A 20,720-nucleotide genomic window follows, 5' to 3' on the forward strand; every position below is an offset into this window, starting at 1 on the left:
CTACTCCGTCGCCCCAAATCCGCGTAAACCAACCACATGCACATATTCGTGATTATGGGCGATTTTACGCACCAGTTTATAGGTTGTGCCTTTTTCCGGGCTGATATTTTCCGGCGCGGCGATCAAAAGCTGCATATCGAGGCGTTCGCACAGTTCGAACAAAGTTGAGATCGATTTGGCGTCGAGGCGGGCGGCTTCGTCGAGGAACAGCAAGCGGCACGGCAGAATATCTTTGCTGCGAATGCGGCGGCTCTCTTCTTCCCAACTTTGCACCACCATCAACAAAATCGACATCCCGGTACCGATCGCTTCACCGGTTGAAAGTGCGCCGCTTTCCGCACGCAACCAACCGTCTGCGCCGCGATAAACTTCCACTTCCAGATCAAGGTAGTTACGGTAATCCAACAACTCTTCGCCAATGGTTTGCGCAGTGCGTTGTCCCATATCAATATGCGGATTGACCCGTTGATACAGTTTCGCCAAGGCTTCGGAGAAAGTAATTTGATTGTTGTTGAACAGATCCTGGTAATCGTCCTGCTCGCCCGATAACGCATTCAGCAAAATTGCGTGGGTATCGCGAATATTCACCACCAAACGCACCGATTTCACCTGTCCGAACGCAATATTCTGTAAACCTTGGTTCAACATGCGAATCCGGTTTTGCTCGCGTTGAATGGTTTTGCGCATGATATTGGCGACACTTTCGCTACTGATCGCCAATTTGCGTTCACGGTTGGTCAGCTCTTCGGTCAAGCGTGACAGTTCGATTTCCATTTGCTCAATCGCGTCAATCGGATCGTCGGTTTTAATAATATCCTGACGAATCCGCTCGCGCAGATGTTGATAGACCGCGATAAAAAACCGCACTTTGTTTTCCGGTTTGCGGCTGTCTTCCGACAAACGCAAGGCGTCACGCAGATATTCGTTGTCGGCGACGGCGGTACGTAATGCGCCCAAGGCTTTATCCGACATCGAACGCAATTCGTCAGCGGAGAGATAGGCCAGTTCGCGTTTATTCAAGCGGCGTTCCACATCACTGTTGCGTGACAAACGAAGTACTACGCACCAACTCACTTTTGCCGCCACCACCAGCTCACGCTGACTGCGGTAATCGCGTTCGGATTTGCGGATAATACGCGCCAAATTCTCGCTTTCCGCCTCTAACAAGGTCAGTTGTTTTTCCACATAATGGCGGCGTTGGCGGCTTTGTGACAGGGTTTGGTGCAGTTCATCGCGCCGTTGTAACGCACGCTGTTCCGCCCCTTCATCGGCACGTCCGCCGATTTTATCCACTTCTTCCAACAGTTCGAGCAACATATGATTTTTCGCGTCCAGCGAACTGCGTAACGAAATTTGTACTTGGTTAAACTCGGCAAACTGCTTCTGTTTCTGTTGCAGTTGATCGCGTTGCTGTTCCCGTTGTTGTTGCAACTGCTCCAAACGTCGACGCAACTGTTCGTTCAGCTCTGAGCCTTCGCTTTGTAGCTGCTGTTGATAATCGAAGTGTGCGCGCCGTTGCAACACATCAGACAGCGCATAAAAACATTGTTGCGCGCGTTTTTGCTGATCAACGGTGGTTTGATAGTCATTTTTCAGAGCGTCGTATTGTTGCGGATCGTTCTGCAAACTGGCGGCAATCGGCTCAAGTTGTTGTAATTGCTGCCCGAATTGGCGTACGAACTGCACATCTTGCTCGGCATTCAGCAACTGCTCGCGATATTCCTCAATGCGATCTTGCAAAGTTTCATCGGCTAACAGGTTGAATTGTGGCGATAGTTTATTTAACAGGCGCACCAACTCTTTGCTTTCGTTCAATTGCAACCGCACTTGCTGTTCGCCGGCGGTTAATTGGTTGAGTTCACGATCCAATTCGTTGCGCTGCGCATTGATTTGCTTCATTTCCTGCTCAGGATCAGGCAAGAATGCCAACGCCAAATGCAAGCCGACAAACTGGCTGAATTGTTGATGTAAACGTTGGCACTTTTGTACGTCAAACGCCCGCTGCGCGTGCTGTTCATTGATTTCGTCCAACTCACCGGCTAAATCTTCCAAGCGTTTTTCGCGCGCTGCGCGTCCGAACAGCGGAATTTCCGGGAATTTGGAATAGCGCACTTCACGTTCGGACACCTGTACCACCACGCCGCCCTCAAGCTCCTGCGCAGAAAATACATTATCATCAAACGCCGCCGGATCACCCTCGATTAAGTAGAGATCGTCCGGGCAATCGTCCAGCTCTTGCAACTGTTTTTTCACGGCTTCTAAGTCGCGAACCACAATCGCATGGCGCGCCGGGCCGTATAAGGCGGAGAAATACGGCGCATCGTCAAGCGGCACATCGTCATATAATTCCGACAGCAACACGCCGCCGAAACGCTCGGCAAGGGCATTCAGGCGGTGATCTTCCGAACCGTCCGGTTGGCTTAAGCGGCTGATTTGTTGTTCCAACTGCTGTTTTTGCAACTGCAACTGATCGCGCACCATGGTATGTTCGCGCTCTTTTTCCAGCTGCGTTTGCATAAAATCCATCACATCTTGGCTGTCGCCGAACTGCTGCCCGCTCTGCTCGCACAAGCGTTCCAGCGCCGCTTGTGCCGTCAGCCATGCCGGGGCTTTGCGCTCGTTTTCTTGATAAAGTGCGGTCAGTTGTTCGCGTTTTTGACGCAAAGCGGAACGCTGTTCACCCTGTTCGGTAAGATTATGGGTCAATTCATCAACCAAATCTTGTTGTTGTAAATGGAAGTCGTCCAGCTCTTGCGGTTCGCTTAATGCCAAGCCGCTGCGCTGATTAAACGCTTGCAACAGCTGTTTCGCGCTGTTTTGCGCCTGCAAACGCTGTTCCAATTCATTGACTTGGCTGCGCAAGCCGACCGCACTTTGCGCTTGTGCTTTCTGTTGCGGATAATCCGCCAACAGGGTTTTCGCCTGTTCCCATGCGGCAGAACGCGGCACATCGCCGACAATCTCGCTCAGCAAGCGATAGGCTTTGTCAAACTGCGATTTTGCCGCATCAGACACCGATAACCGCTGTTCCAGTTGCAACACCTTGGCAGTCAATTCTTCCACTTGCTCTTCAAATTCTTGATGATACTGCTCGACATTTTTCAAGGCGAGATCGTTTAAACCACACACTTCTTTGGCTTTTTCCAACGCTTTCACCGCTTGCTGATATTGCAAGGCGCGTGTTTGTTGCGCGTCTAACGCTTGTTGGTAATCCGCCAGTTGTCCACGCACCTGATCGATTTCAAGCTCGCCCTGTTCAAACCGCTGTTGCGCCTCTTCCAACTGTTCGGCGGCGGTTTCGACTACGATTTGCTGCTCTTCCAGTTTTTCGCGCAACTCGTTGACATCGTCTTGATAGCGGTTGATTTTCTCCTGATGGCGCAACACGTTTTGCACCAAATTCAAGTGATCGACCGCACTTTGGTGATCGACTTCGAGGCGTTTTTCGCTTTCTGCCAAATCCGCCGCTTCCCTGCTGAGTTCAATCAGTTTTTGTGCGGAAAAGGTTTGTTCCTGTTTGGCACTGAACAAGGCACGGCGGAAATTCAATGCGCTGTCGATGTGGTGACGGCGATCATTGGCGTTGCGCATATAATCGGCGGCAACGTAAGCAGTGGATTCGTTAATCAAATGCTTGAACAAATCGCGATCCGCTTGGGTGACTTTAATCGCCTCCAAGGTCATGCGGTTTTCACGCAACGCCGCTTCCATATCCTGAAACGCCTTGCGCACGCCCAAATTTTCCGGCAATAAATAGTCGCGCAAGGAACGGGTGATCGCGCTGGAAATCCCGCCGTAGAGCGAAGCTTCAATCAGTTTATAGAATTTGCTGCGATCCGATGACGAACGCAACCGTTTCGGAATAATCCCCAACTCAAACATCATGCTGTGGTAATCGGTCACTGAATGATACTGTTTCAGTTGTGCGCCGTTCTGCTCGGCTTTGTCTTTTAATTCGTTTAACGCCAGCACTTTTGCCTGTTTTTCGTTCACCGCTTCGGTGAAAAGTGCGGTCGGCTCAACCGCCAGCGGCAAACCTTGAATCGAGAACGATTTAATATCGACTTTTTTATCGCGTCCGGCGACTTGCTGCAAACGCACCCCGACCAACACCCGCTGATTGCGTGAATTGAGCGTATCCAACGCCGCATAACACACGCCCGGGCGCAATTTGCCATGCAAACCTTTATCACGCGAACCGCTGGTGGCGCCGGCTTCGGTGGTGTTGCGGAAATGCAACAGGGTTAAATCCGGGATAAGTGCGGTGACAAATCCTGCCATGGTGGTCGATTTCCCCGCCCCGTTACCGCCGGACAGCGTGGTCACCAATTCGTCCAAATCAAAGGTGCGCGCAAAAAAACCGTTCCAGTTAATCAGCGTCAGCGAGCGGAATTTACCGCGTTCAACCGCACTTTGTACCGGGGTTGATGTGGCGAGGATGTTATCTGAAGTTGTCTCTTCGACTTGGTTAAGCCGTTGTTCGTTTTCAAATTCTGACATTATTCACGATCCCCTTGTTCATCATTGCTGTCGATTTCATCATCAAATTCGTTGTCATCTTCATTGTCTAAGACTTCGTTATCAAACTCGTTACTTTCCGGCTCAAGTGCGGTTTTCTTCGCTTGTTTCTCTTCTTTTAACGAATCCGCATTTGCCGCTTCGCCGTCGCGGATTAAACGCAGTTGCGCTTCAAGCGGATCATCGCCCGACCGCACTTCCGCCCCGAAACGGAACACTGATTCAGAAATCACAAACTTACCGCCGTACTGATCGCCGACGGTGGTAATCATGCCCAAACGGCGCAAACGGTTTAAGGCGGCGCGCATTTTTTCCGCCAGTTTTTGTTTATCCAAATCCGAACCGGAGGAACGCTGATTGACCGCTTTCAGCAATTTGCTCTCATCGGCTAAATTCAACAGTTCGTCATACACTTCCTCGCTGCTGAAAATGCCTTGCTGCGCCAAACGTTCCGGGCTGAGGTAGAGGTAGCACAACACTTTGCCGACCAACATCTCCAATTCGCTCAATACGCTGCGCCCAATCAAGGTGCTGGATTTCGGGCGCAGATAGAAAAAGCCTTCCGGCGCGCGAATCAATTCGACGTTATAACGGCGGTAAAAACTTTCCAGTTCGTACTGAAAATCCATCAAAAAGGCGTGATTATCCAAATCATCAAGGCTGATATGACGACCGGCACGCAGCAGGCTGTCCACCACAGGAAACAACGGATTGGCAATCGCGGTGGCGAGTTTGGTTGGCATGACTTCAGAAGTTTGATTTATCATAGTGAGTTCGTTCATTTAGCAGAAAAATTATTTATAACCGTCAATCACATTGGCTTGCACTTCCGCACCGTGCGGGTTGATTGCTTGCCATTGCGGATAGACCGCGGAGAAATCGTCGTTTGCCATGCCCAAACGCACCGCTTGATCGACGATAATCCGCGCCACATCGAAATGGCGCGACAGCGGATAGTGCTCAAGCTGTTGGCGCAGCACTTGGCTGAGGTCAATCGGTTGATTGTTTTCACGGTAGCGGATTAACAGGCTTTGCATTTGCTCCACAATCTGCTCATGCAGATCGGATAGCGATTCGTATTGCAGCTCTTCCGGCAATTCGCCCAGTGCGTCCTCATCGCTGAGGCTCAATTCCTCGTCGCGCAGATCGACCAAGCGCTCGGCTTGGGTCGTCCACAGATACCAAGGCGCGTCGAAATAGTGGTGAATGGATTGGCGCAAGCGGCGCGAGAAGACGCGGTTTTTATCCATATCAATCGCGGTGCGGATAAATTTATGCACATGACGGTCATAGCCGATCCACAGGTCAATCGCTTGTTGCCCCCAACTGATAATCCGATCCAGTTTGGCTTGCAGATTGACGATCAGTTGTCCGACAAAATCCAGTTCACCTCGCCCGATAATACAGTCTTCAATCCGCAACAGTTGCGCCTGCAATTTATCACCGGCGGCATTGAGCGTGTCTTGCAACTCGCGCAGATTGCCGGAGGTTTCGTCCAATAATTGTTCACAACTGAGCAACGCCGCTTGCCAGTCTTTAGTCAGCAATTCGGCGATCTGCTCTTTAATGCCCTGCTGATTTTCGTCCATGATCCGTTGCGACAAATCAATGCTATCGAAAATCTCCGCCACCGAATATTTTAACGGCGCATACACATTTCGGCGCCAATGGTGTTCATCGCCGTCCTCTTCGGCGGCGGATGAGGCGCGTTGAATTTCATCGGCAACAATCGAGAGCTGCACCGACAGGCGCAAGGCGGAAAATTCACGTTGGCGGATATAGTAATCGGACACGCCCACGCCGAGCGGCGTTAAGCGGTAAATGGAAAGCCCTTCGGTAAATTCGCTGCTGAAGCGGTTTAAAAAGCGTTGTTTAACCAGTTCGTTAATCGCGTTGTTGGCGCGCTGTTGCACCGTCTCTTCCGCCAAGCCGAATTCATTCGACACCAAACGGAACATGTCGACCAGATCGTGTTCGATCATCTCGCCGTCAATCCGTTCGTTATTGTAAATCGCAATCGTCAGCAAAAAGGCTAAACGTTCGGTCGGCAAATTCAGCGAAAATTCACGCTGTTTGGTCCAACTCACCAACTCCGGAATGGTCTGTGCCGTTTCAGTCATATATGCTACTCAAGTTCAAGATCCGATTCAGGATCGGTTGTCATTATCTGAATAATAAAGTCGACATTGTACACGAAAATTGACGGGCTGACAGCTCAAAAGCGCATTGGCAAGTGCGGTAAATTCATATAAAAAAGTAGCATTTCCCCCCGTTAGCCTTTATCCTATGCGCTGATTTTTACCTATTCTGCAAACCGCACTTTTAATTATGAATACAGCCAATAATTCTGTTGATAATACTCAACAAAGCAAAAAACAGATCTATAACCTGAATAAACTGCACAAACGCCTGCGGCGTAATGTCGGCAACGCGATTGCCGATTTCAATATGATTGAAGACGGCGATAAGGTGATGGTGTGTCTTTCCGGCGGCAAGGACAGCTATACTCTGTTGGATATTTTGCTCAATCTGAAACTGAGCGCGCCGATCCACTTTGATATTGTGGCGGTCAACTTGGATCAAAAACAGCCGGGCTTTCCGGAACATATTTTGCCGGAATATCTGTCCGGCTTAGGCATTGAATACAAAATCGTGGAAGAAAATACCTACGGCATTGTCAAAGAGAAAATTCCCGAAGGCAAAACCACCTGTTCACTCTGCTCACGTTTGCGCCGTGGTATTTTGTACCGCACCGCAACCGAGTTGGGCGCGACTAAAATTGCATTGGGACACCACCGTGACGATATGTTGGAAACGCTGTTTTTAAATATGTTTTACGGCGGCAAACTCAAATCCATGCCGCCGAAACTGATCAGCGACGACGGCAAACAGATTGTGATTCGTCCGCTTGCCTATTGCAAAGAGAAAGACATTGAGAAATATTCGATCGCCAAACGGTTCCCGATTATTCCGTGCAATTTGTGCGGTTCGCAACCGAATCTGCAACGCCAAGTGGTGAAAGACATGCTGCAAACTTGGGATCGCCAATATCCGGGACGGATTGAAACCATGTTTAGCGCATTACAAAACGTGACACCGTCACACTTGTGTGATCCGCAATTATTCGACTTTAAAGGTATCCGCCGTGGCGAACCGATTAATGGTGTGGAAGGTGACATTGCGTTTGATAAAGAAGAATTGCCGCCCTTCGACTGGCAAGATGAAGAGGACTTGCTCGACATCGATCCGCGGCAACAAATTCAATTCAAACAAGTCGGTTAAATAAGGATTTACAATGCGAAAATTATTCGAATGGTTTGAAAGCCGGATTAATCCCTATCCGGACGAAGCACCGACAACGCCGAAAAACAACCTGCTCAGTTTTATCTGGTCAGGCTTGGGCGGATTGCGCGGTTGGTTGCTGCTGTTGATGATATTTAACGTCGGCATGGGGATTTTTGAAGCGCTGTTGTTTAAAATCATGGGCTTGATTGTCGATTGGTTAACGGCATTCTCTCCATCGGAGCTGTTAGCGGCTAAAGGCGATAGTTTTATTTGGATTGGCTTATTGCTGATGGTTAGTCCGCTGTGGTTGTGGTTGTTATCCAGTATCCGCTTTCAAACACTGCAAGGCGTATTCCCAATGCGCTTGCGTTGGAATTTTCACCGCTTGATGTTGGGACAAAGTTTATCTTTTTACCAAGATGAATTTGCCGGGCGGGTGTCCGCCAAAGTCATGCAAACCGCACTTGCGGTGCGCGATACCGTGATAACTTGTGCCGATATGGTGGTGTATGTCGCGGTTTATTTTATTTCGTCAGGCATTATTTTGGTGCAATTCGACGGTTGGCTGTTAGCACCGTTTCTGGGCTGGCTGCTGTTTTTCTTTGCGATGATGTTTTATTTTGTGCCGAAACTCGCCGACACCGCCAGCAAACAGGCGGACGCCCGTTCATTAATGACCGGACGGATCACCGACGCTTACGCCAATATCACCACGGTCAAACTGTTTTCCCATGGCGAACGCGAATCGAATTATGCCAAATCCTCAATGCAGGAATTCATGTACACCGTCCATGCGCAAATGCGTTTGGTCACGCAGTTGGAAGTCTGCAACCATATTTTGAATACGCTGCTGGCGGCGTCCACTGCCGGTTTAGGCATTTACTTATGGGCGCAAGGGCATATCAACGTCGGGGTGATCGCAGCCGCCACCGCAATGGCGCTACGGGTGAACGGCTTATCGCACTGGATGATGTGGGAATCGGCGCGTTTGTTCGAAAATATCGGCACGGTGCAAGACGGCATGAGTACGCTCTCGAAACCGCACACCGTGGTGGACAGCAAAACCGCGCAGCCATTAGTGGTCAGCGGCGGCGATATTCGGTTTAATCAGGTCGATTTTCACTATGATGAAAACCGCACGTTGCTGAAAGATTTCAACCTGCATATCAAACCGGGTGAAAAAGTCGGTTTGGTCGGGCGTTCCGGCGCAGGCAAATCTACGCTGACCAACCTGTTATTGCGTTTTTACGATATTAATAACGGGCAAATCTTGATTGACGGACAGAATATCAAAGATGTTACCCAAGAGAGCCTGCGCGCGCAAATCGGCTTAGTCACACAAGATACGTCATTGTTACACCGCTCAGTGCGTGAAAATATCGTCTACGGTCGTCCGAATGCGGATGAAAGTGCGGTATTGAAAGCGGCGCAACAAGCGGCGGCGGATCAATTTATTCCTTACCTGCACGATTCGCACGGACGCACCGGCTATGACGCGCACGTCGGCGAACGCGGGGTGAAACTGTCCGGCGGGCAACGGCAACGGATTGCAATTGCGCGGGTGATGTTGAAAGACGCGCCGATTTTGTTACTCGACGAAGCCACCAGCGCACTCGATTCCGAAGTGGAAATTGCGATTCAAGAGAACCTTGAAAAACTGATGGAAAACAAAACCGTGATCGCCATCGCCCACCGTTTATCGACCATTGCCGCAATGGACCGCCTGATCGTGATGGATAAAGGGCAAATCGTCGAACAAGGCACGCACCAAGAATTGCTCGATTTAAACGGCGTTTATGCCAAACTCTGGTCGCACCAAAGCGGCGGATTTTTGGCGGAAGACAGTGAAGATTAAAACGGATAAAACGATAAGGGCTGAAATTTCAGCCCTTATCCGCAGAAGAGCAAACTTTATCTTATTCGTTCACTAACACCACTTTCATTGCCCGATTTTCCGAAGCGTGTTTGAATACTTCGTAAGCCCGCTGTAAATCGCCTAATTTGAAGTGGTGCGTCAGCATTTTACTGTAATCCACTTTACTGTTAGAAATTGCCTTTAATAACATTTTCGTGGTATTGGAATTGACCAACCCGGTGGTAATGGTGAGATTTTTAATCCACAGCCGTTCAATATTAAAATCCACCGATTTGCCGTGAACGCCGACATTCGCAATATGTCCGCCCGGCTTCACGACATCCTGACACATTGCCCATGTTTGCGGCATTCCCACGGCTTCAATCGCACAATCAACACCGTTTTTGCCCGCAATCGCAGTAACTTGCCGTTGAACATTCCCGTCAGCGGGATTAACGGTATGGGTGGCGCCCAATTCCCTTGCCAATTCCAAGCGTCCCTCATCCATATCACACATAATCAACACGGACGGACTATACAGCTGTGCGGTTAATAACGCGCTCATTCCGACCGGGCCGGCACCGGCGATAAACACGCTATCGCCCGGTTTCACATCGCCGTATTGCACGCCGATTTCATGCCCTGTCGGCAACACATCGCTTAACAGTAAACCCACATCATCGCTAATTGTTTCCGGCAAAGGAATTAAGCTGTTATCTGCAAACGGGGTACGCACATATTCCGCTTGCGTGCCGTCAATCATATAACCCAGAATCCAACCGCCGCCATTCTCACAGTGGGAATACAATTGTTTCTTACAGTTGTCGCAAACACCGCACTTACTGATACAAGAAATAATCACTTTATCGCCTTTTTTGAAATTTTTAACCGACGATCCGACGGCTTCGATCACGCCGATACCTTCATGACCTAAAATCCGACCTTCTGCAACTTCAGGATTTTTACCTTTCCAAATGCCAAGATCAGTACCGCAGATTGTGGTGCGTAAAATTTTAACGACCGCATCGGTTGCTTCAATCAATTGTGGAATCGGTTTCTCCTCGACACGAATGTCATTAGCACCATGATAGACCATCGCTTTCATTGATTTTATTGCATGGATGACTTGCATAACTTGCTCCTTTGATTGGTTATTGAATGAGGCTTCGACCACAGAATAACCAGGCAGAAACAATTTTTTAACATTAATAATCTCATGTTTTAGGCTTTTTTTATCATTCCCATTCTTTATTGCGGCTTCCCTTAGTGTATGATTTTTAAAACAAATTTATATGTATTTTATGACATTTAAAGGCAGCTGAAATCCCGCTGTGTGATAAAATCCGCCGATTTATCTCCGCTTTTGATAAAAAGTGAAAAGTCCACCTTTTATGGTCGGATTCAACCGACGGAATAATCTGTTTTTGGGCGCTACAATCTCAATTCATTCTCATTTAGAGTAAAAAATAGGGTTTTTACATTTTTGCTATTGATAATTATTATCAATGATGTATTCTAACCGACCTTGAAAATCACTTTTTACAATAAGGCTAAATAATGAAAAAAGGTATTCACCCCGATAACTACCGTACGGTATTATTCTATGACTCCAGCGCAAAAACCGGTTTCTTAATCCGTTCTTGTGCGCGTACTACCAATACAATGCTATGGGAAGACGGTAAGGAATATCCCGTGTTCATGTGCGATACCTCCGCGGCGTCACACCCCTACTATACCGGTAAAACCAGGCAAATGGCGGCGGAAGGCCGAGTCAGCGATTTTACCAACCGTTTTGCAAAATTTGGCTTGAAAAGTAAATCATAAGGGAAGGGCTATGCAGGTATTATCTTCATTAAAAAGTGCGAAATCCCGCCATCAGGGCTGTAAAATTGTACGTCGTCATGGCGTGGTTTATGTGATCTGTAAAGAAAATCCGCGCTTTAAAGCGAAACAAGGCTGTGCCAAAAAAAGGCGTTAGACGATTGAACAAAGGCGGAACTCTCCGCCTTTCTAATATATTGCCATCTTTAAATCTGAAACTGCGCTGCCGACCAAATCGGTTTGGAGCTTGTCGGCAGCCAAAGATTTTTTCCCAATTCGATCCAACCGCAGGGATAATGAAAATCCGAACCGACGGAGGCAAACATTCCCATCTCCTCTACGAGTTTGGCTAAATTGTGCCGCTGATCGGGGGATTGTCCGCTGTGTGCGACTTCCACCGCGTCACCACCCCATTGCCGGAAATCGCTAAACAACCGATTGAGCCATTTGCGCGTTAGCGGATAACGCAACGGGTGGGCGCAAACCGCCAAACCGCCTGCCTGATGGATAACACGGTTAGCCGTTTCAATATCGCACCATTGCGAGGCGACATATGCGCCTTTCCCCTGGCCGAGATAGCGCTTAAAGGCTTGAGTTTCATGTTTTACTTTGCCGATTTGCACCAGATAGCGGGCATAATGCGCACGGGTCACCTCCCCTGCCGCCAATGATTTCGCGCCTTGGTAGGCATTGTCGACACCGCACTTCTCTAATTTTGCCCCGATTTCCAAAGCGCGCTGATGACGTAACTCGGCTTGTTGGGTTAACAGTGCGGTCATCGCCGGATGGCGGTGATCGAAACCAAGCCCAACGATATGAATACCGCGATTTTGCCATACGGTTGAAATTTCCACGCCGTTAATCAATATGATACCGTGCTGCCGCGCCGCTTGCCGCGCTTCGTCTAAGCCATTCACGGTGTCATGATCCGTCAAAGCAAGCACATCGATTCCCTGTTCTGCCGCTCTTGCCACCACGTCAGTCGGAGTGAGTACGCCGTCGGAGGCGTTGCTGTGGCAGTGTAAATCAAAACGCAAGTTGGTTTGCAAGGTATCGGATTGCATAGATTAATCTCTGTTGGGGCGATAATTAAAGGATAAAAACGGAATATTAAGCAATTTGTTGTTGCCAAAATGAGGTGGAATGCTCGCTTGCAGCCAAATGTTGTAAGCGATTATTGAAAATGCGCAGCGGTTGTCCGAACTGCAAACAAAGTCCCGGCAGACTGAGTTCATCTTCCAGTAACAAACAATCGGCAACATTGCCATCGCTTGCCAATAGCAGCAGAGAAATGATTCGCTGATTTTGTTTAACCCGGGTCTGCACTAAATAAGGGCATTCTTCCGGCAATGCCGTTGCCGCATTATCCATGGCTTCAAAAAACCAGCTTTTGGGTTGTGTCGGCAGTAAGAATGTGCGGGCGGCAACCGCCGTATAGGCAAGAAACTCCCGTTTTTCAGGGGCAACCAAATCACAGTATTCAAGCAATTCCATAATCTGGGTGTAGAACATAAACTCATCCGCCTCACAATCACAGCTGATAAAAGCACTTTGGGTTAACACTTCGCCCTTCAGCGCCGTACGGATTTTTCGTTGGGTCGTGTCTGAGCAAAGCGTCAGACAATCTGCCGCCTTGTCGTATTCCCAATAAAAAAATCCGTGCGTATTCATCATGTTTTTGCTCGCTACCGTGTAGTCTCCGTCGGTTTTATCCTACCTGTTTTCTTTTTATACGGCTAGTATTTTATCGTAATTGAGCAGCAAGTTGCTGCTTATACCGCACTTTTCACCTCAATTAACGCTAAAAACGCCGCAACCGTGAAGAAAGAGCCGAAAATCAAGACAATATCCGTTGCAGAACTCCGGCTCAATGCCGTTCTAACCGCCGTTTCCACATTATCCGCCCTAACCGCACTTTGCTGCTGTTGCCGAGATAAATAGGGCTGAACCGCACTTTGTAATTCCGCCGCGCTTTGCCCGCGATAGCCGTCCAATGAGGCAAAATACCACCGGTCAATCGATTGCGCCAACGGTTCAACCACGTGCGCGGCGTCTTTGTCTTTCAGCATTGCAAAAACCGCGTGAATTTTCACGTTACCCTGTAACTCATTCCGTTGTAACTTAAGCTGCTGCAATTTTTGTGCTAAATAGCGCGCCGCATGGGGATTGTGCCCGACATCGACGATAACTTGTGCTAAATTTTGCGCTTCCAACTGCCAAGCCCGCGCCAAACCATGTAATTTTTCAGGTTTAATAGCTTGAAAGCGACCGTTTAATTCCACTTCGGCAAGGGTTTTCACGATTGTTTCGCGGTTGATCGTAAACGGTGATTGCCGACATACCGCAAGTGCGGTCGCCGCATTGGCGAGAGGAATGTGCGGTAACGGCAAGTCTTGTAAGACGTAATCGCCACTCTGCCAGCGCCAATTCTGCGCCTGTTGTTGGTAGTACCAATCTTTGCCGACACAAAATAAAGGACAGCCAATTTGCTGCGCATAATCGATCACCGATTGCGGCAATTCCGTTTCCCCGATGACCGCACTTTTGCCACTACGGAAAATCCCGGCTTTTTCATAACCGATTTGCTCGCGGTTATCGCCCAGATAATCGACATGATCAATATCAATCGAGGTAATGACACTGAGATCGGCGTCCACGATATTGGTTGCGTCCAAGCGCCCGCCAAGCCCGACTTCCAAGATCACCACGTCCAAATCGGCTTGTTTGAATAAATATAATGCCGACAACGTGCTAAATTCAAAATAGCTGAGCGATTGCGATTTATGCTGATCGAGAAAATAAAACGATTCGCTGTGTGCCAGATCGGGCAATTCTTGATTTTGAATGCGCACCCGCTCGTTATAACGCAACAAGTGCGGTGAGGAATAAACGCCGACCCGATAACCGCTGTTAAGCAGCAACATTTCCAACAAACGGCAGGTCGTGCCTTTGCCGTTGGTGCCGCCGACGGTGATCACAAACGGCGCCGGTTGGAGTAAATCCAGTTGCTCGGCAACGGTTTTTACCCGGGTTAATCCCATATCGATGATTTTGCTGTGGCTTTGCTCCATATAGCAAAGCCACTTCTCCAGCGGAGAGGTGGCTTGTAAAGGTATTGTCATTTCGGCTTAATTATGTTCTTGTTGCTGTTCGACATTCGTATTTTCATTCGCTTCTTCTACCAACTCCGCTTCTTTGAACGGCGAAGGTTGTCCACAAAGCTTAGATAAAATACTGGCTAAGGTTTTGCGCATTTCCAGACGGTTGACAATCATATCAATCGCGCCTTTTTCCAACAAAAATTCACTGCGCTGAAAGCCTTCCGGCAATTTTTCACGCACCGTTTGCTCAATCACGCGCGGACCGGCAAAACCGATCAAGGCTTTCGGTTCGGCAATATTAATATCGCCCAACATCGCGAAACTGGCGGAAACGCCGCCCATGGTCGGGTCGGTCAAAACCGAAATATACGGCACCCCCGCTTCTTTCATTTTTGCCAACACCGCACTGGTTTTCGCCATTTGCATTAAAGAGAACAGAGCTTCCTGCATCCGCGCGCCGCCGCTTGCCGAGAAACAGATCAACGGACAATTATTCACCAACGCCGCTTCCGCCGCTTTAACAAATTTACCGCCGACCACCGATCCCATCGAACCGCCCATAAAGTTAAAATTAAACGCCGCGACCACCACCGGCAAATCATAGATTTTACCTTGCATGACGATTAAGGCGTCTTTTTCACCGGTTTGTTTTTGTGCCGCGCTGAGACGATCTTTATAGCGCTTCAAATCTTTAAATTTCAACACATCTTCCGGCTCAATCTCAGCCGCTAATTCCTGTGCGCTGTTTTCATCAAGTAAGCTCAATAACCGCGCACGCGGATCGATACGCATGTGGTGACCGCACTTTGGACACACTTCCAAATTGCGCACCACTTCGTCCCGATATAAAACCTGTTCGCAAGAGGTACATTTGGTCCAAATACCTTCCGGCACATTCGCCTTCTGGCTACTGCTGCTTACCGAGGTTTTGCTAAAAATTCTTTCAATCCAGCTCATTGCTTATAACCTTGTTGATCGTTCTTGTATATGATTGGGGTGTTAATAAACTGGCGTTATTACACCATATTTATTGGTTTTTTTATACATTTTTCTCAAAAGTTAACGGTTAATCCGGTAAAAAAAGTGGTCCTAACGCCATTTTCGGCAACTCAAAATCCGCAGGATACGTTACATCAACCAAATATAAGCCTTCCGCTTTTGCCGTTGCCGCCGCCAAAGTGCGGTCTTTTTGCTGTTGCAACCATGCGATCCATTCGGGCGGCTGATTGCCGTTGCCCACTTCCAACAAACTGCCGACAATATTGCGCACCATATGATGTACAAAGGCATTGGCTTGAATATCCACCATCACAAATTGCCCAAAACGGCTGACGTTCAGATGGTGTACATTGCGCCACGGCGAACGGGATTGGCACTGCGCCGCGCGAAACGCGCTGAAATCCAACTCGCCCAATAAGGCTTGCCCTGCTTGGTGCATTTTTTCGTGTTCCAACGGCGGGTGATAATGGGTTAACCCTTTCGCCAAAATCGCCGGGCGCAGTACATGATTATAAATTAGATAACGATAGCGGCGTGCGGTGGCGCTAAAACGGGCATGAAAATCGTCATCAACCTGTTTGACCCATTTCACTTTCACATCATCGGGCAAATTGGCGTTTACGCCCAACGTCCAAGCGTGAGGCTGACGAATTGCTTCGGTTTCAAAATGCACCACTTGTCCGGTGGCGTGTACGCCGGAATCGGTACGTCCGGCACAAAAAACCGAAACTTCATGCGCCGCAACCTTGCTAAGTGCGGTTTCCAAGGCTTGCTGCACGCTTTTCACCGCCTGCTGCCGCTGCCAACCGAAATAACGGCTGCCGTCGTACTCAATCCCCAAGGCAATTTTCATTTTCTCTCCGCCTTTCTTTTAGTATTTCCCTTAGCTTAGATACGAAAAAACACCAAACAATCGAAGATTGCTGGTGTTTTTCAGATGACACGTTAATGGTTATACGCGTTTGAAATCCAGGTGCGCCAATTTTGGTTTGAACGGGTGGCGTTGTACTGCTTGGATTTTTACCGCCACTTCTTTACCGTCGATAACCAAGGTGATCACTTCGCTGTAGAAGCTGTCGTGCGCTTGCGCGTTATTCAGTTCATCGTGGTTTAAGGTGATAGATACCGGGGCTTCGTTGCCACCGTAAACGATTGCAGGAATTAAACCGGCATGGCGCAGACGGCGGCTCGCACCCGTTCCTAGCGCTTGACGAACTTCAGCATTAAATTTATACATATTAAATGTCTCATTTGTGAATCTTTAAAATTAAGGATTACAGGCGACCCGGCAATCCCGACAGGTTTGGCTTGAACGGCGCGCGGCTCACTCAAGGGCGGCTATTCTAGTCAATTTTTGTCCGCAACGCAAACAAAAACCGCACTTTGCCATTTGTTTTGTTTAATCCGACCCGCTCTCTCAAGTTTCTGTGGCGGATTCTTTTTTTATGATGGCAATTATTGGTAAAAACAGGCAAAATAACACCTTATTTCAATTTAAGAAGTTGAATCCTTTAAACGAACGAAAATAACGGGTTAATTGTGCAATTTTTTATTGATTTTTTTACGAATTACGGCTATTTCGCGGTCTTTTTTGTCTTATTATTATGTGGGATGGGCGTACCGATTCCGGAAGACATCACCTTGGTTTCCGGCGGCATTATCTCCGGCTTGGGCTATGCCAATCCGCATTGGATGGTGGTGGTCGGAATGCTTGGTGTGTTGTTCGGCGACTGCCTGATGTATAGTTTAGGGCGTTTTTATGGCGTTAAAATCCTGCGCTTTAAATTAATTAAACGGTTTATCACCTTTAAACGTTTAAAAATGGTGAAAGATAAATTTGATCGCTACGGCAACCGTCTGCTGTTTTTCGCCCGCTTTCTGCCGGGTTTAAGAACACCGGTTTATATTATTTCCGGCGTCACCCGTCGCGTCAGCTTTATCCGTTTTCTAGTGATCGACTTTTTCGCAGCTATTATTTCAGTGCCACTGTGGGTTTATTTGGGACATCACGGCGCGGAAAATATCGACTGGATTAAAGCGCAAATGCGCCATGGGCAAATGGGGATTTATCTGATTTTGGCTGTGGTCATTATTTTTGTCGGTTTTACGTATTGGAAACGCAAACGGCAACAAGCGGAAGAAAATAATTAATCCTATAAATAAAATAGCGGTTATAAATGAAAGTCTATAACCGCTATTTTTTAGTGCTTGAAATTACAAAGCAGAAACATTTAACGTCGAGCCGCCGACAATACGCACCCGTGCGCCCGGCACTAATTTGGAATCGTACTTTTGCACCACCACGATTTCTTTGCCGTCATCTTTGCGGATCACTAATTCTAATGAATCCACTTGGCTGGCTTTTTGCTCAATCACACTGCCCGCCACCGCACCGGCAACTGCGCCGACTGCCGTGGCAATCGCCTGCCCCGTGCCGCCGCCAACGGTCGAACCTAAAATCCCCCCGATCGCACCGCCGCCGACCGTGCCAATCACGCCTTGATTAGGTGCCTGAATGGCGACCTCACGGCTGGAAACGATGGTGCCGTAGCTGATCGAACGCGCTTCCTTCGCTTGATTCCCCGTATAAACATCACCGCTATAAACATCTTTATTGGCACAGCCAACAACAGCCAATCCCATCATTACGGTTACAGCTAACATTGATTTTTTCATTGATTACATTCCTCAACATGTCATGGTTGTCTTTCTGATCCCACTACATCGGCAATAGGGTGCGGATGTAATTTGATACAAGAATGATTTTCTGTCTTCTCTTGTAAAGTAACGGCAATTGAAAGATTACACAATTGCTCTCCCTCTACGTTAGGTTCGTCGACTTTGACTCTTAAGCGCGGGTTTTCGTTCAGACCAAACCGTTGATTTATTCGATTTAGCCATTCATTTGCCGATTCTTTAACCAAAAACGGCACGACTAATTCAATATGTTCCCAACCTTGCCGCGGATAGACTTTATTTTTCGGCATGGGCAATTCAACGATTGACACCGCTTGCCCGGCAAATGTCAACGGTCGATCTAATCGAATCAAATAAATCGGTCTGCCATTGACTTGATTATCACTCAATATCGAACCGCACTTTAACAATGCCGCCAGCCAAATTTGTCCTTGCCGCACGCTGTTGACCCGAATCGCCAGATGATCGATTTCAAATTCCGCCAACGAAATACCGATTGTCTGCGCTAATTGTTCAATCTGCCGTTCAAATTCGGCAAATTGATCGGAAAGTGCGGTTACATCCGCCGATTCGCCGGAAAATAGCGGGTGCGGCTCGGTTAAATTTGTCATTCTGTCTTTTCTCACTGGCGATAAAACGGTATGATAGCGCCCAAATTTTCAATTTAAAAGGCTACAATTTCTGTGAATATTCAACACATTTTATCGCAAAAAATCAAACAGGCAATGATCGCCGCCGGTGCAGAACAAGACTGTGAGGCGTTAGTACGCCAATCCGGTAAACCGCAGTTCGGAGATTACCAAGCCAACGGGATTATGGCGGCTGCCAAAAAACGGGGTATCGTACCGCGCGAGATGGCTCAGCAAGTGCTGAATCATTTGGATTTAACTGATTTCGTGGAAAAAGTCGAAATTGCCGGGCCGGGCTTTATCAATCTGTTTCTACACCCACAATGGTTGGCAGCACAAAGCCAAGCTTTGCTTAAACAAACGCAATTAATTGCGCCTGTCGCGCAACCGCAAACCATCGTTGCTGACTACTCTGCGCCGAATGTGGCAAAACAGATGCACGTCGGGCATTTGCGTTCGACGATTATCGGCGATGCGGTGGTGCGAGTGTTGCAATATTTAGGACACAACGTAATCCGCGCCAACCATGTCGGCGATTGGGGAACCCAATTCGGCATGTTGATCGCTTACTTGGAAAAAGTGGAATACGAACACGCCGAAGATTTGGCGCTGAGCGATTTAGAAGAATTTTATCGCGCCGCCAAACAATGTTATGACAGCGACGCTGACTTTGCCGAAAAATCGCGTAATTATGTGGTGAAATTACAAGGCGGCGATGATTATTGCTTGGCCATGTGGCGCAAACTGGTGGACATCACCATGCAGCAAAACCAACAAACCTATGATCGCTTAAATGTTACCTTGAGTAACGATGACGTAATGGGCGAAAGCCTGTATAACCCGATGTTGCCGAGCATTGTCGCCGATCTGAAAGCCAAAGGCATTGCAGTCGAAGACCAAGGCGCCGTGGTGGTGTTTTTAGACGAATTCAAAAACAAAGACGGCGAAGCGATGGGCGTGATTATCCAAAAAAGCGACGGCGGTTTCCTTTACACTACGACTGATATTGCCGCCGCCAAATACCGCCATGAGGTGCTGCACGCCGACCGAGCATTATATTTCACCGACAGCCGCCAAAGCCAGCATTTACAGCAGGCGTGGACGATCGTACGCAAAGCCGGTTATATTCCGGACAGTATGAGCTTGGAACATTTCAATTTTGGCATGATGTTGGGCAAAGACAACAAACCGTTCAAAACCCGTTCCGGCGACACGGTGAAATTGACCGATTTGCTCAACGAAGCGATTGAACGCGCCACCAAGCTGATCGCCGAAAAAAATCAGGATCTAAGCGCAGCCGAACTGCAACAAGTGGTCGAAGCCGTGGCAATTGGCGCGGTAAAATATGCCGACCTCTCCAAAAACCGCACCACCGATTATGTGTTCGATTGGGATAATATGCTGAGTTTTGAAGGCAATACCGCCCCCTATATGCAATATGCCTACACCCGTATCAGCTCGATTTTCAGCCGCAGCCAAATTGATGTTAATTCGTTACAGGGTAACATCAATTTGCAAGATGAAAAAGAACGTGCCTTAGCGATTAAATTACTGCAATTTGAGGAAGCGGTGCAACTGGTTGCCAAAGAAGGCACGCCGCACGTTTTATGTGCCTATTTGTATGAATTGGCCGGGGCGTTTTCTGCATTCTATGAACATTGTCCGATTTTAAATCAAGAGGATCAGGCTGTGAAGAACAGCCGTTTGCAACTCGCCGCCCTGACACAGAAAACCTTACAACAAGGGTTGGATCTATTAGGGATTAAAACCGTCGCAAAAATGTAATTTGATGTTTTAAAAATAAAAAATCGCCAT

At 48.2% G+C, this 20,720-nt stretch carries 18 protein-coding genes; 6 read left to right on the top strand and 12 right to left on the bottom strand.

The window, feature by feature from the left end:
* The 3 genes from mukB to mukF are packed head-to-tail and all read right to left on the bottom strand — an operon-like array spanning position 1 to position 6,638.
* Complete coding sequence (gene mukB / locus ACQ31U_RS11480; protein WP_431052189.1) at positions 1-4,500, bottom strand: chromosome partition protein MukB; 4,500 nt, start codon at positions 4,498-4,500, stop codon at positions 1-3.
* Positions 4,500-5,285, bottom strand: coding sequence for a chromosome partition protein MukE (gene mukE, locus ACQ31U_RS11485; RefSeq protein ID WP_431052191.1), 786 nt, complete (start codon positions 5,283-5,285; stop codon positions 4,500-4,502). The genes mukB and mukE overlap by 1 nt, the downstream gene beginning before the upstream one ends.
* Positions 5,286-5,312: 27 nt before the next feature.
* Entirely contained in the window at positions 5,313-6,638 is a 1,326-nt protein-coding gene (gene mukF, locus ACQ31U_RS11490) for a chromosome partition protein MukF (RefSeq protein WP_431052193.1), read from the bottom strand.
* Positions 6,639-6,846: 208 nt separating this feature from the next.
* Here mukF and ttcA point away from each other — a divergent pair, with 208 nt between their 5' ends.
* Both ttcA and ACQ31U_RS11500 read left to right on the top strand, forming a co-directional pair.
* A complete protein-coding gene (gene ttcA / locus ACQ31U_RS11495; protein WP_431052195.1) occupies positions 6,847-7,800 on the top strand; it encodes a tRNA 2-thiocytidine(32) synthetase TtcA in 954 nt (317 codons plus the stop codon).
* 13 nt (positions 7,801-7,813) lie between these two features.
* On the top strand, positions 7,814-9,658 hold the full coding sequence (locus tag ACQ31U_RS11500; protein ID WP_431052197.1) for an ABC transporter ATP-binding protein: 1,845 nt from the start codon (positions 7,814-7,816) through the stop codon (positions 9,656-9,658).
* Between the two features lie 61 nt (positions 9,659-9,719).
* Here the strand turns inward: ACQ31U_RS11500 and ACQ31U_RS11505 are convergent, their stop codons facing one another.
* Positions 9,720-10,790: a zinc-dependent alcohol dehydrogenase family protein gene (locus tag ACQ31U_RS11505; protein ID WP_431052199.1), complete on the bottom strand. Its 1,071-nt coding sequence runs from the start codon at positions 10,788-10,790 to the stop codon at positions 9,720-9,722.
* 425 nt (positions 10,791-11,215) lie between these two features.
* Here ACQ31U_RS11505 and ACQ31U_RS11510 point away from each other — a divergent pair, with 425 nt between their 5' ends.
* Together ACQ31U_RS11510 and ykgO are read left to right on the top strand one after the other, a co-directional pair.
* The gene (locus ACQ31U_RS11510; protein ID WP_431052201.1) at positions 11,216-11,482 is read left to right on the top strand and encodes a type B 50S ribosomal protein L31; all 267 of its coding nucleotides are present in this window, start codon (positions 11,216-11,218) and stop codon (positions 11,480-11,482) included.
* Between the two features lie 10 nt (positions 11,483-11,492).
* Entirely contained in the window at positions 11,493-11,636 is a 144-nt protein-coding gene (gene ykgO, locus ACQ31U_RS11515) for a type B 50S ribosomal protein L36 (protein WP_431052203.1), read from the top strand.
* Between the two features lie 49 nt (positions 11,637-11,685).
* On the opposite strand, the gene rnm is transcribed toward ykgO, so the two are convergent.
* From rnm to rplY, 6 genes are all read right to left on the bottom strand, one after another.
* Complete coding sequence (rnm, locus tag ACQ31U_RS11520; protein ID WP_431052205.1) at positions 11,686-12,543, bottom strand: RNase RNM; 858 nt, start codon at positions 12,541-12,543, stop codon at positions 11,686-11,688.
* A 46-nt stretch (positions 12,544-12,589) separates the two neighbouring features.
* Positions 12,590-13,153, bottom strand: a complete 564-nt coding sequence (locus ACQ31U_RS11525; protein WP_431052207.1) for a cell division protein ZapC domain-containing protein — start codon at positions 13,151-13,153, stop codon at positions 12,590-12,592.
* A gap of 98 nt (positions 13,154-13,251) precedes the next feature.
* Complete coding sequence (gene folC / locus ACQ31U_RS11530; protein ID WP_431052209.1) at positions 13,252-14,601, bottom strand: bifunctional tetrahydrofolate synthase/dihydrofolate synthase; 1,350 nt, start codon at positions 14,599-14,601, stop codon at positions 13,252-13,254.
* A gap of 6 nt (positions 14,602-14,607) precedes the next feature.
* The gene (gene accD, locus ACQ31U_RS11535; protein ID WP_431052211.1) at positions 14,608-15,537 is read right to left on the bottom strand and encodes an acetyl-CoA carboxylase, carboxyltransferase subunit beta; all 930 of its coding nucleotides are present in this window, start codon (positions 15,535-15,537) and stop codon (positions 14,608-14,610) included.
* Between the two features lie 109 nt (positions 15,538-15,646).
* Positions 15,647-16,432, bottom strand: a complete 786-nt coding sequence (gene truA / locus ACQ31U_RS11540; RefSeq protein WP_431052213.1) for a tRNA pseudouridine(38-40) synthase TruA — start codon at positions 16,430-16,432, stop codon at positions 15,647-15,649.
* Between the two features lie 99 nt (positions 16,433-16,531).
* A complete protein-coding gene (gene rplY / locus ACQ31U_RS11545) occupies positions 16,532-16,816 on the bottom strand; it encodes a 50S ribosomal protein L25 (protein WP_431052215.1) in 285 nt (94 codons plus the stop codon).
* Positions 16,817-17,118: 302 nt separating this feature from the next.
* Between rplY and ACQ31U_RS11550 the strand changes: the two genes are divergently transcribed.
* A complete protein-coding gene (locus ACQ31U_RS11550) occupies positions 17,119-17,730 on the top strand; it encodes a DedA family protein (RefSeq protein WP_431052217.1) in 612 nt (203 codons plus the stop codon).
* A 63-nt stretch (positions 17,731-17,793) separates the two neighbouring features.
* Here ACQ31U_RS11550 and ACQ31U_RS11555 read toward each other — a convergent pair whose 3' ends face one another.
* Together ACQ31U_RS11555 and ACQ31U_RS11560 are read right to left on the bottom strand one after the other, a co-directional pair.
* Positions 17,794-18,255 (bottom strand): glycine zipper 2TM domain-containing protein, encoded by a 462-nt coding sequence (locus ACQ31U_RS11555; RefSeq protein WP_431052219.1) that lies wholly within the window; start codon positions 18,253-18,255, stop codon positions 17,794-17,796.
* Positions 18,256-18,275: 20 nt separating this feature from the next.
* Complete coding sequence (locus tag ACQ31U_RS11560) at positions 18,276-18,887, bottom strand: VOC family protein (protein ID WP_431052221.1); 612 nt, start codon at positions 18,885-18,887, stop codon at positions 18,276-18,278.
* Between the two features lie 72 nt (positions 18,888-18,959).
* Between ACQ31U_RS11560 and argS the strand changes: the two genes are divergently transcribed.
* The gene (argS, locus tag ACQ31U_RS11565; protein ID WP_431052223.1) at positions 18,960-20,690 is read left to right on the top strand and encodes an arginine--tRNA ligase; all 1,731 of its coding nucleotides are present in this window, start codon (positions 18,960-18,962) and stop codon (positions 20,688-20,690) included.
* The last annotated feature ends 30 nt before the right edge of the window (positions 20,691-20,720 follow it).

The organism is Testudinibacter sp. TW-1 (assembly GCF_050613185.1).
Lineage (GTDB): Bacteria > Pseudomonadota > Gammaproteobacteria > Enterobacterales > Pasteurellaceae > Chelonobacter.

Bases quoted from the DNA above. Each gene is read 5' to 3' on its own strand.
- ACQ31U_RS11510 (WP_431052201.1), top strand. From the start codon at position 11,216: ATGAAAAAAGGTATTCACCCCGATAACTACCGTACGGTATTATTCTAT.
- ACQ31U_RS11505 (WP_431052199.1), bottom strand. From the start codon at position 10,790: ATGCAAGTCATCCATGCAATAAAATCAATGAAAGCGATGGTCTATCAT.
- ACQ31U_RS11500 (WP_431052197.1), top strand. From the start codon at position 7,814: ATGCGAAAATTATTCGAATGGTTTGAAAGCCGGATTAATCCCTATCCG.
- mukF (WP_431052193.1), bottom strand. From the start codon at position 6,638: ATGACTGAAACGGCACAGACCATTCCGGAGTTGGTGAGTTGGACCAAA.
- ykgO (WP_431052203.1), top strand. From the start codon at position 11,493: ATGCAGGTATTATCTTCATTAAAAAGTGCGAAATCCCGCCATCAGGGC.
- folC (WP_431052209.1), bottom strand. From the start codon at position 14,601: ATGACAATACCTTTACAAGCCACCTCTCCGCTGGAGAAGTGGCTTTGC.
- mukB (WP_431052189.1), bottom strand. From the start codon at position 4,500: ATGTCAGAATTTGAAAACGAACAACGGCTTAACCAAGTCGAAGAGACA.
- accD (WP_431052211.1), bottom strand. From the start codon at position 15,537: ATGAGCTGGATTGAAAGAATTTTTAGCAAAACCTCGGTAAGCAGCAGT.
- mukE (WP_431052191.1), bottom strand. From the start codon at position 5,285: ATGATAAATCAAACTTCTGAAGTCATGCCAACCAAACTCGCCACCGCG.
- rnm (WP_431052205.1), bottom strand. From the start codon at position 12,543: ATGCAATCCGATACCTTGCAAACCAACTTGCGTTTTGATTTACACTGC.
- truA (WP_431052213.1), bottom strand. From the start codon at position 16,432: ATGAAAATTGCCTTGGGGATTGAGTACGACGGCAGCCGTTATTTCGGT.
- ACQ31U_RS11560 (WP_431052221.1), bottom strand. From the start codon at position 18,887: ATGACAAATTTAACCGAGCCGCACCCGCTATTTTCCGGCGAATCGGCG.
- ttcA (WP_431052195.1), top strand. From the start codon at position 6,847: ATGAATACAGCCAATAATTCTGTTGATAATACTCAACAAAGCAAAAAA.
- ACQ31U_RS11555 (WP_431052219.1), bottom strand. From the start codon at position 18,255: ATGAAAAAATCAATGTTAGCTGTAACCGTAATGATGGGATTGGCTGTT.
- rplY (WP_431052215.1), bottom strand. From the start codon at position 16,816: ATGTATAAATTTAATGCTGAAGTTCGTCAAGCGCTAGGAACGGGTGCG.
- ACQ31U_RS11525 (WP_431052207.1), bottom strand. From the start codon at position 13,153: ATGATGAATACGCACGGATTTTTTTATTGGGAATACGACAAGGCGGCA.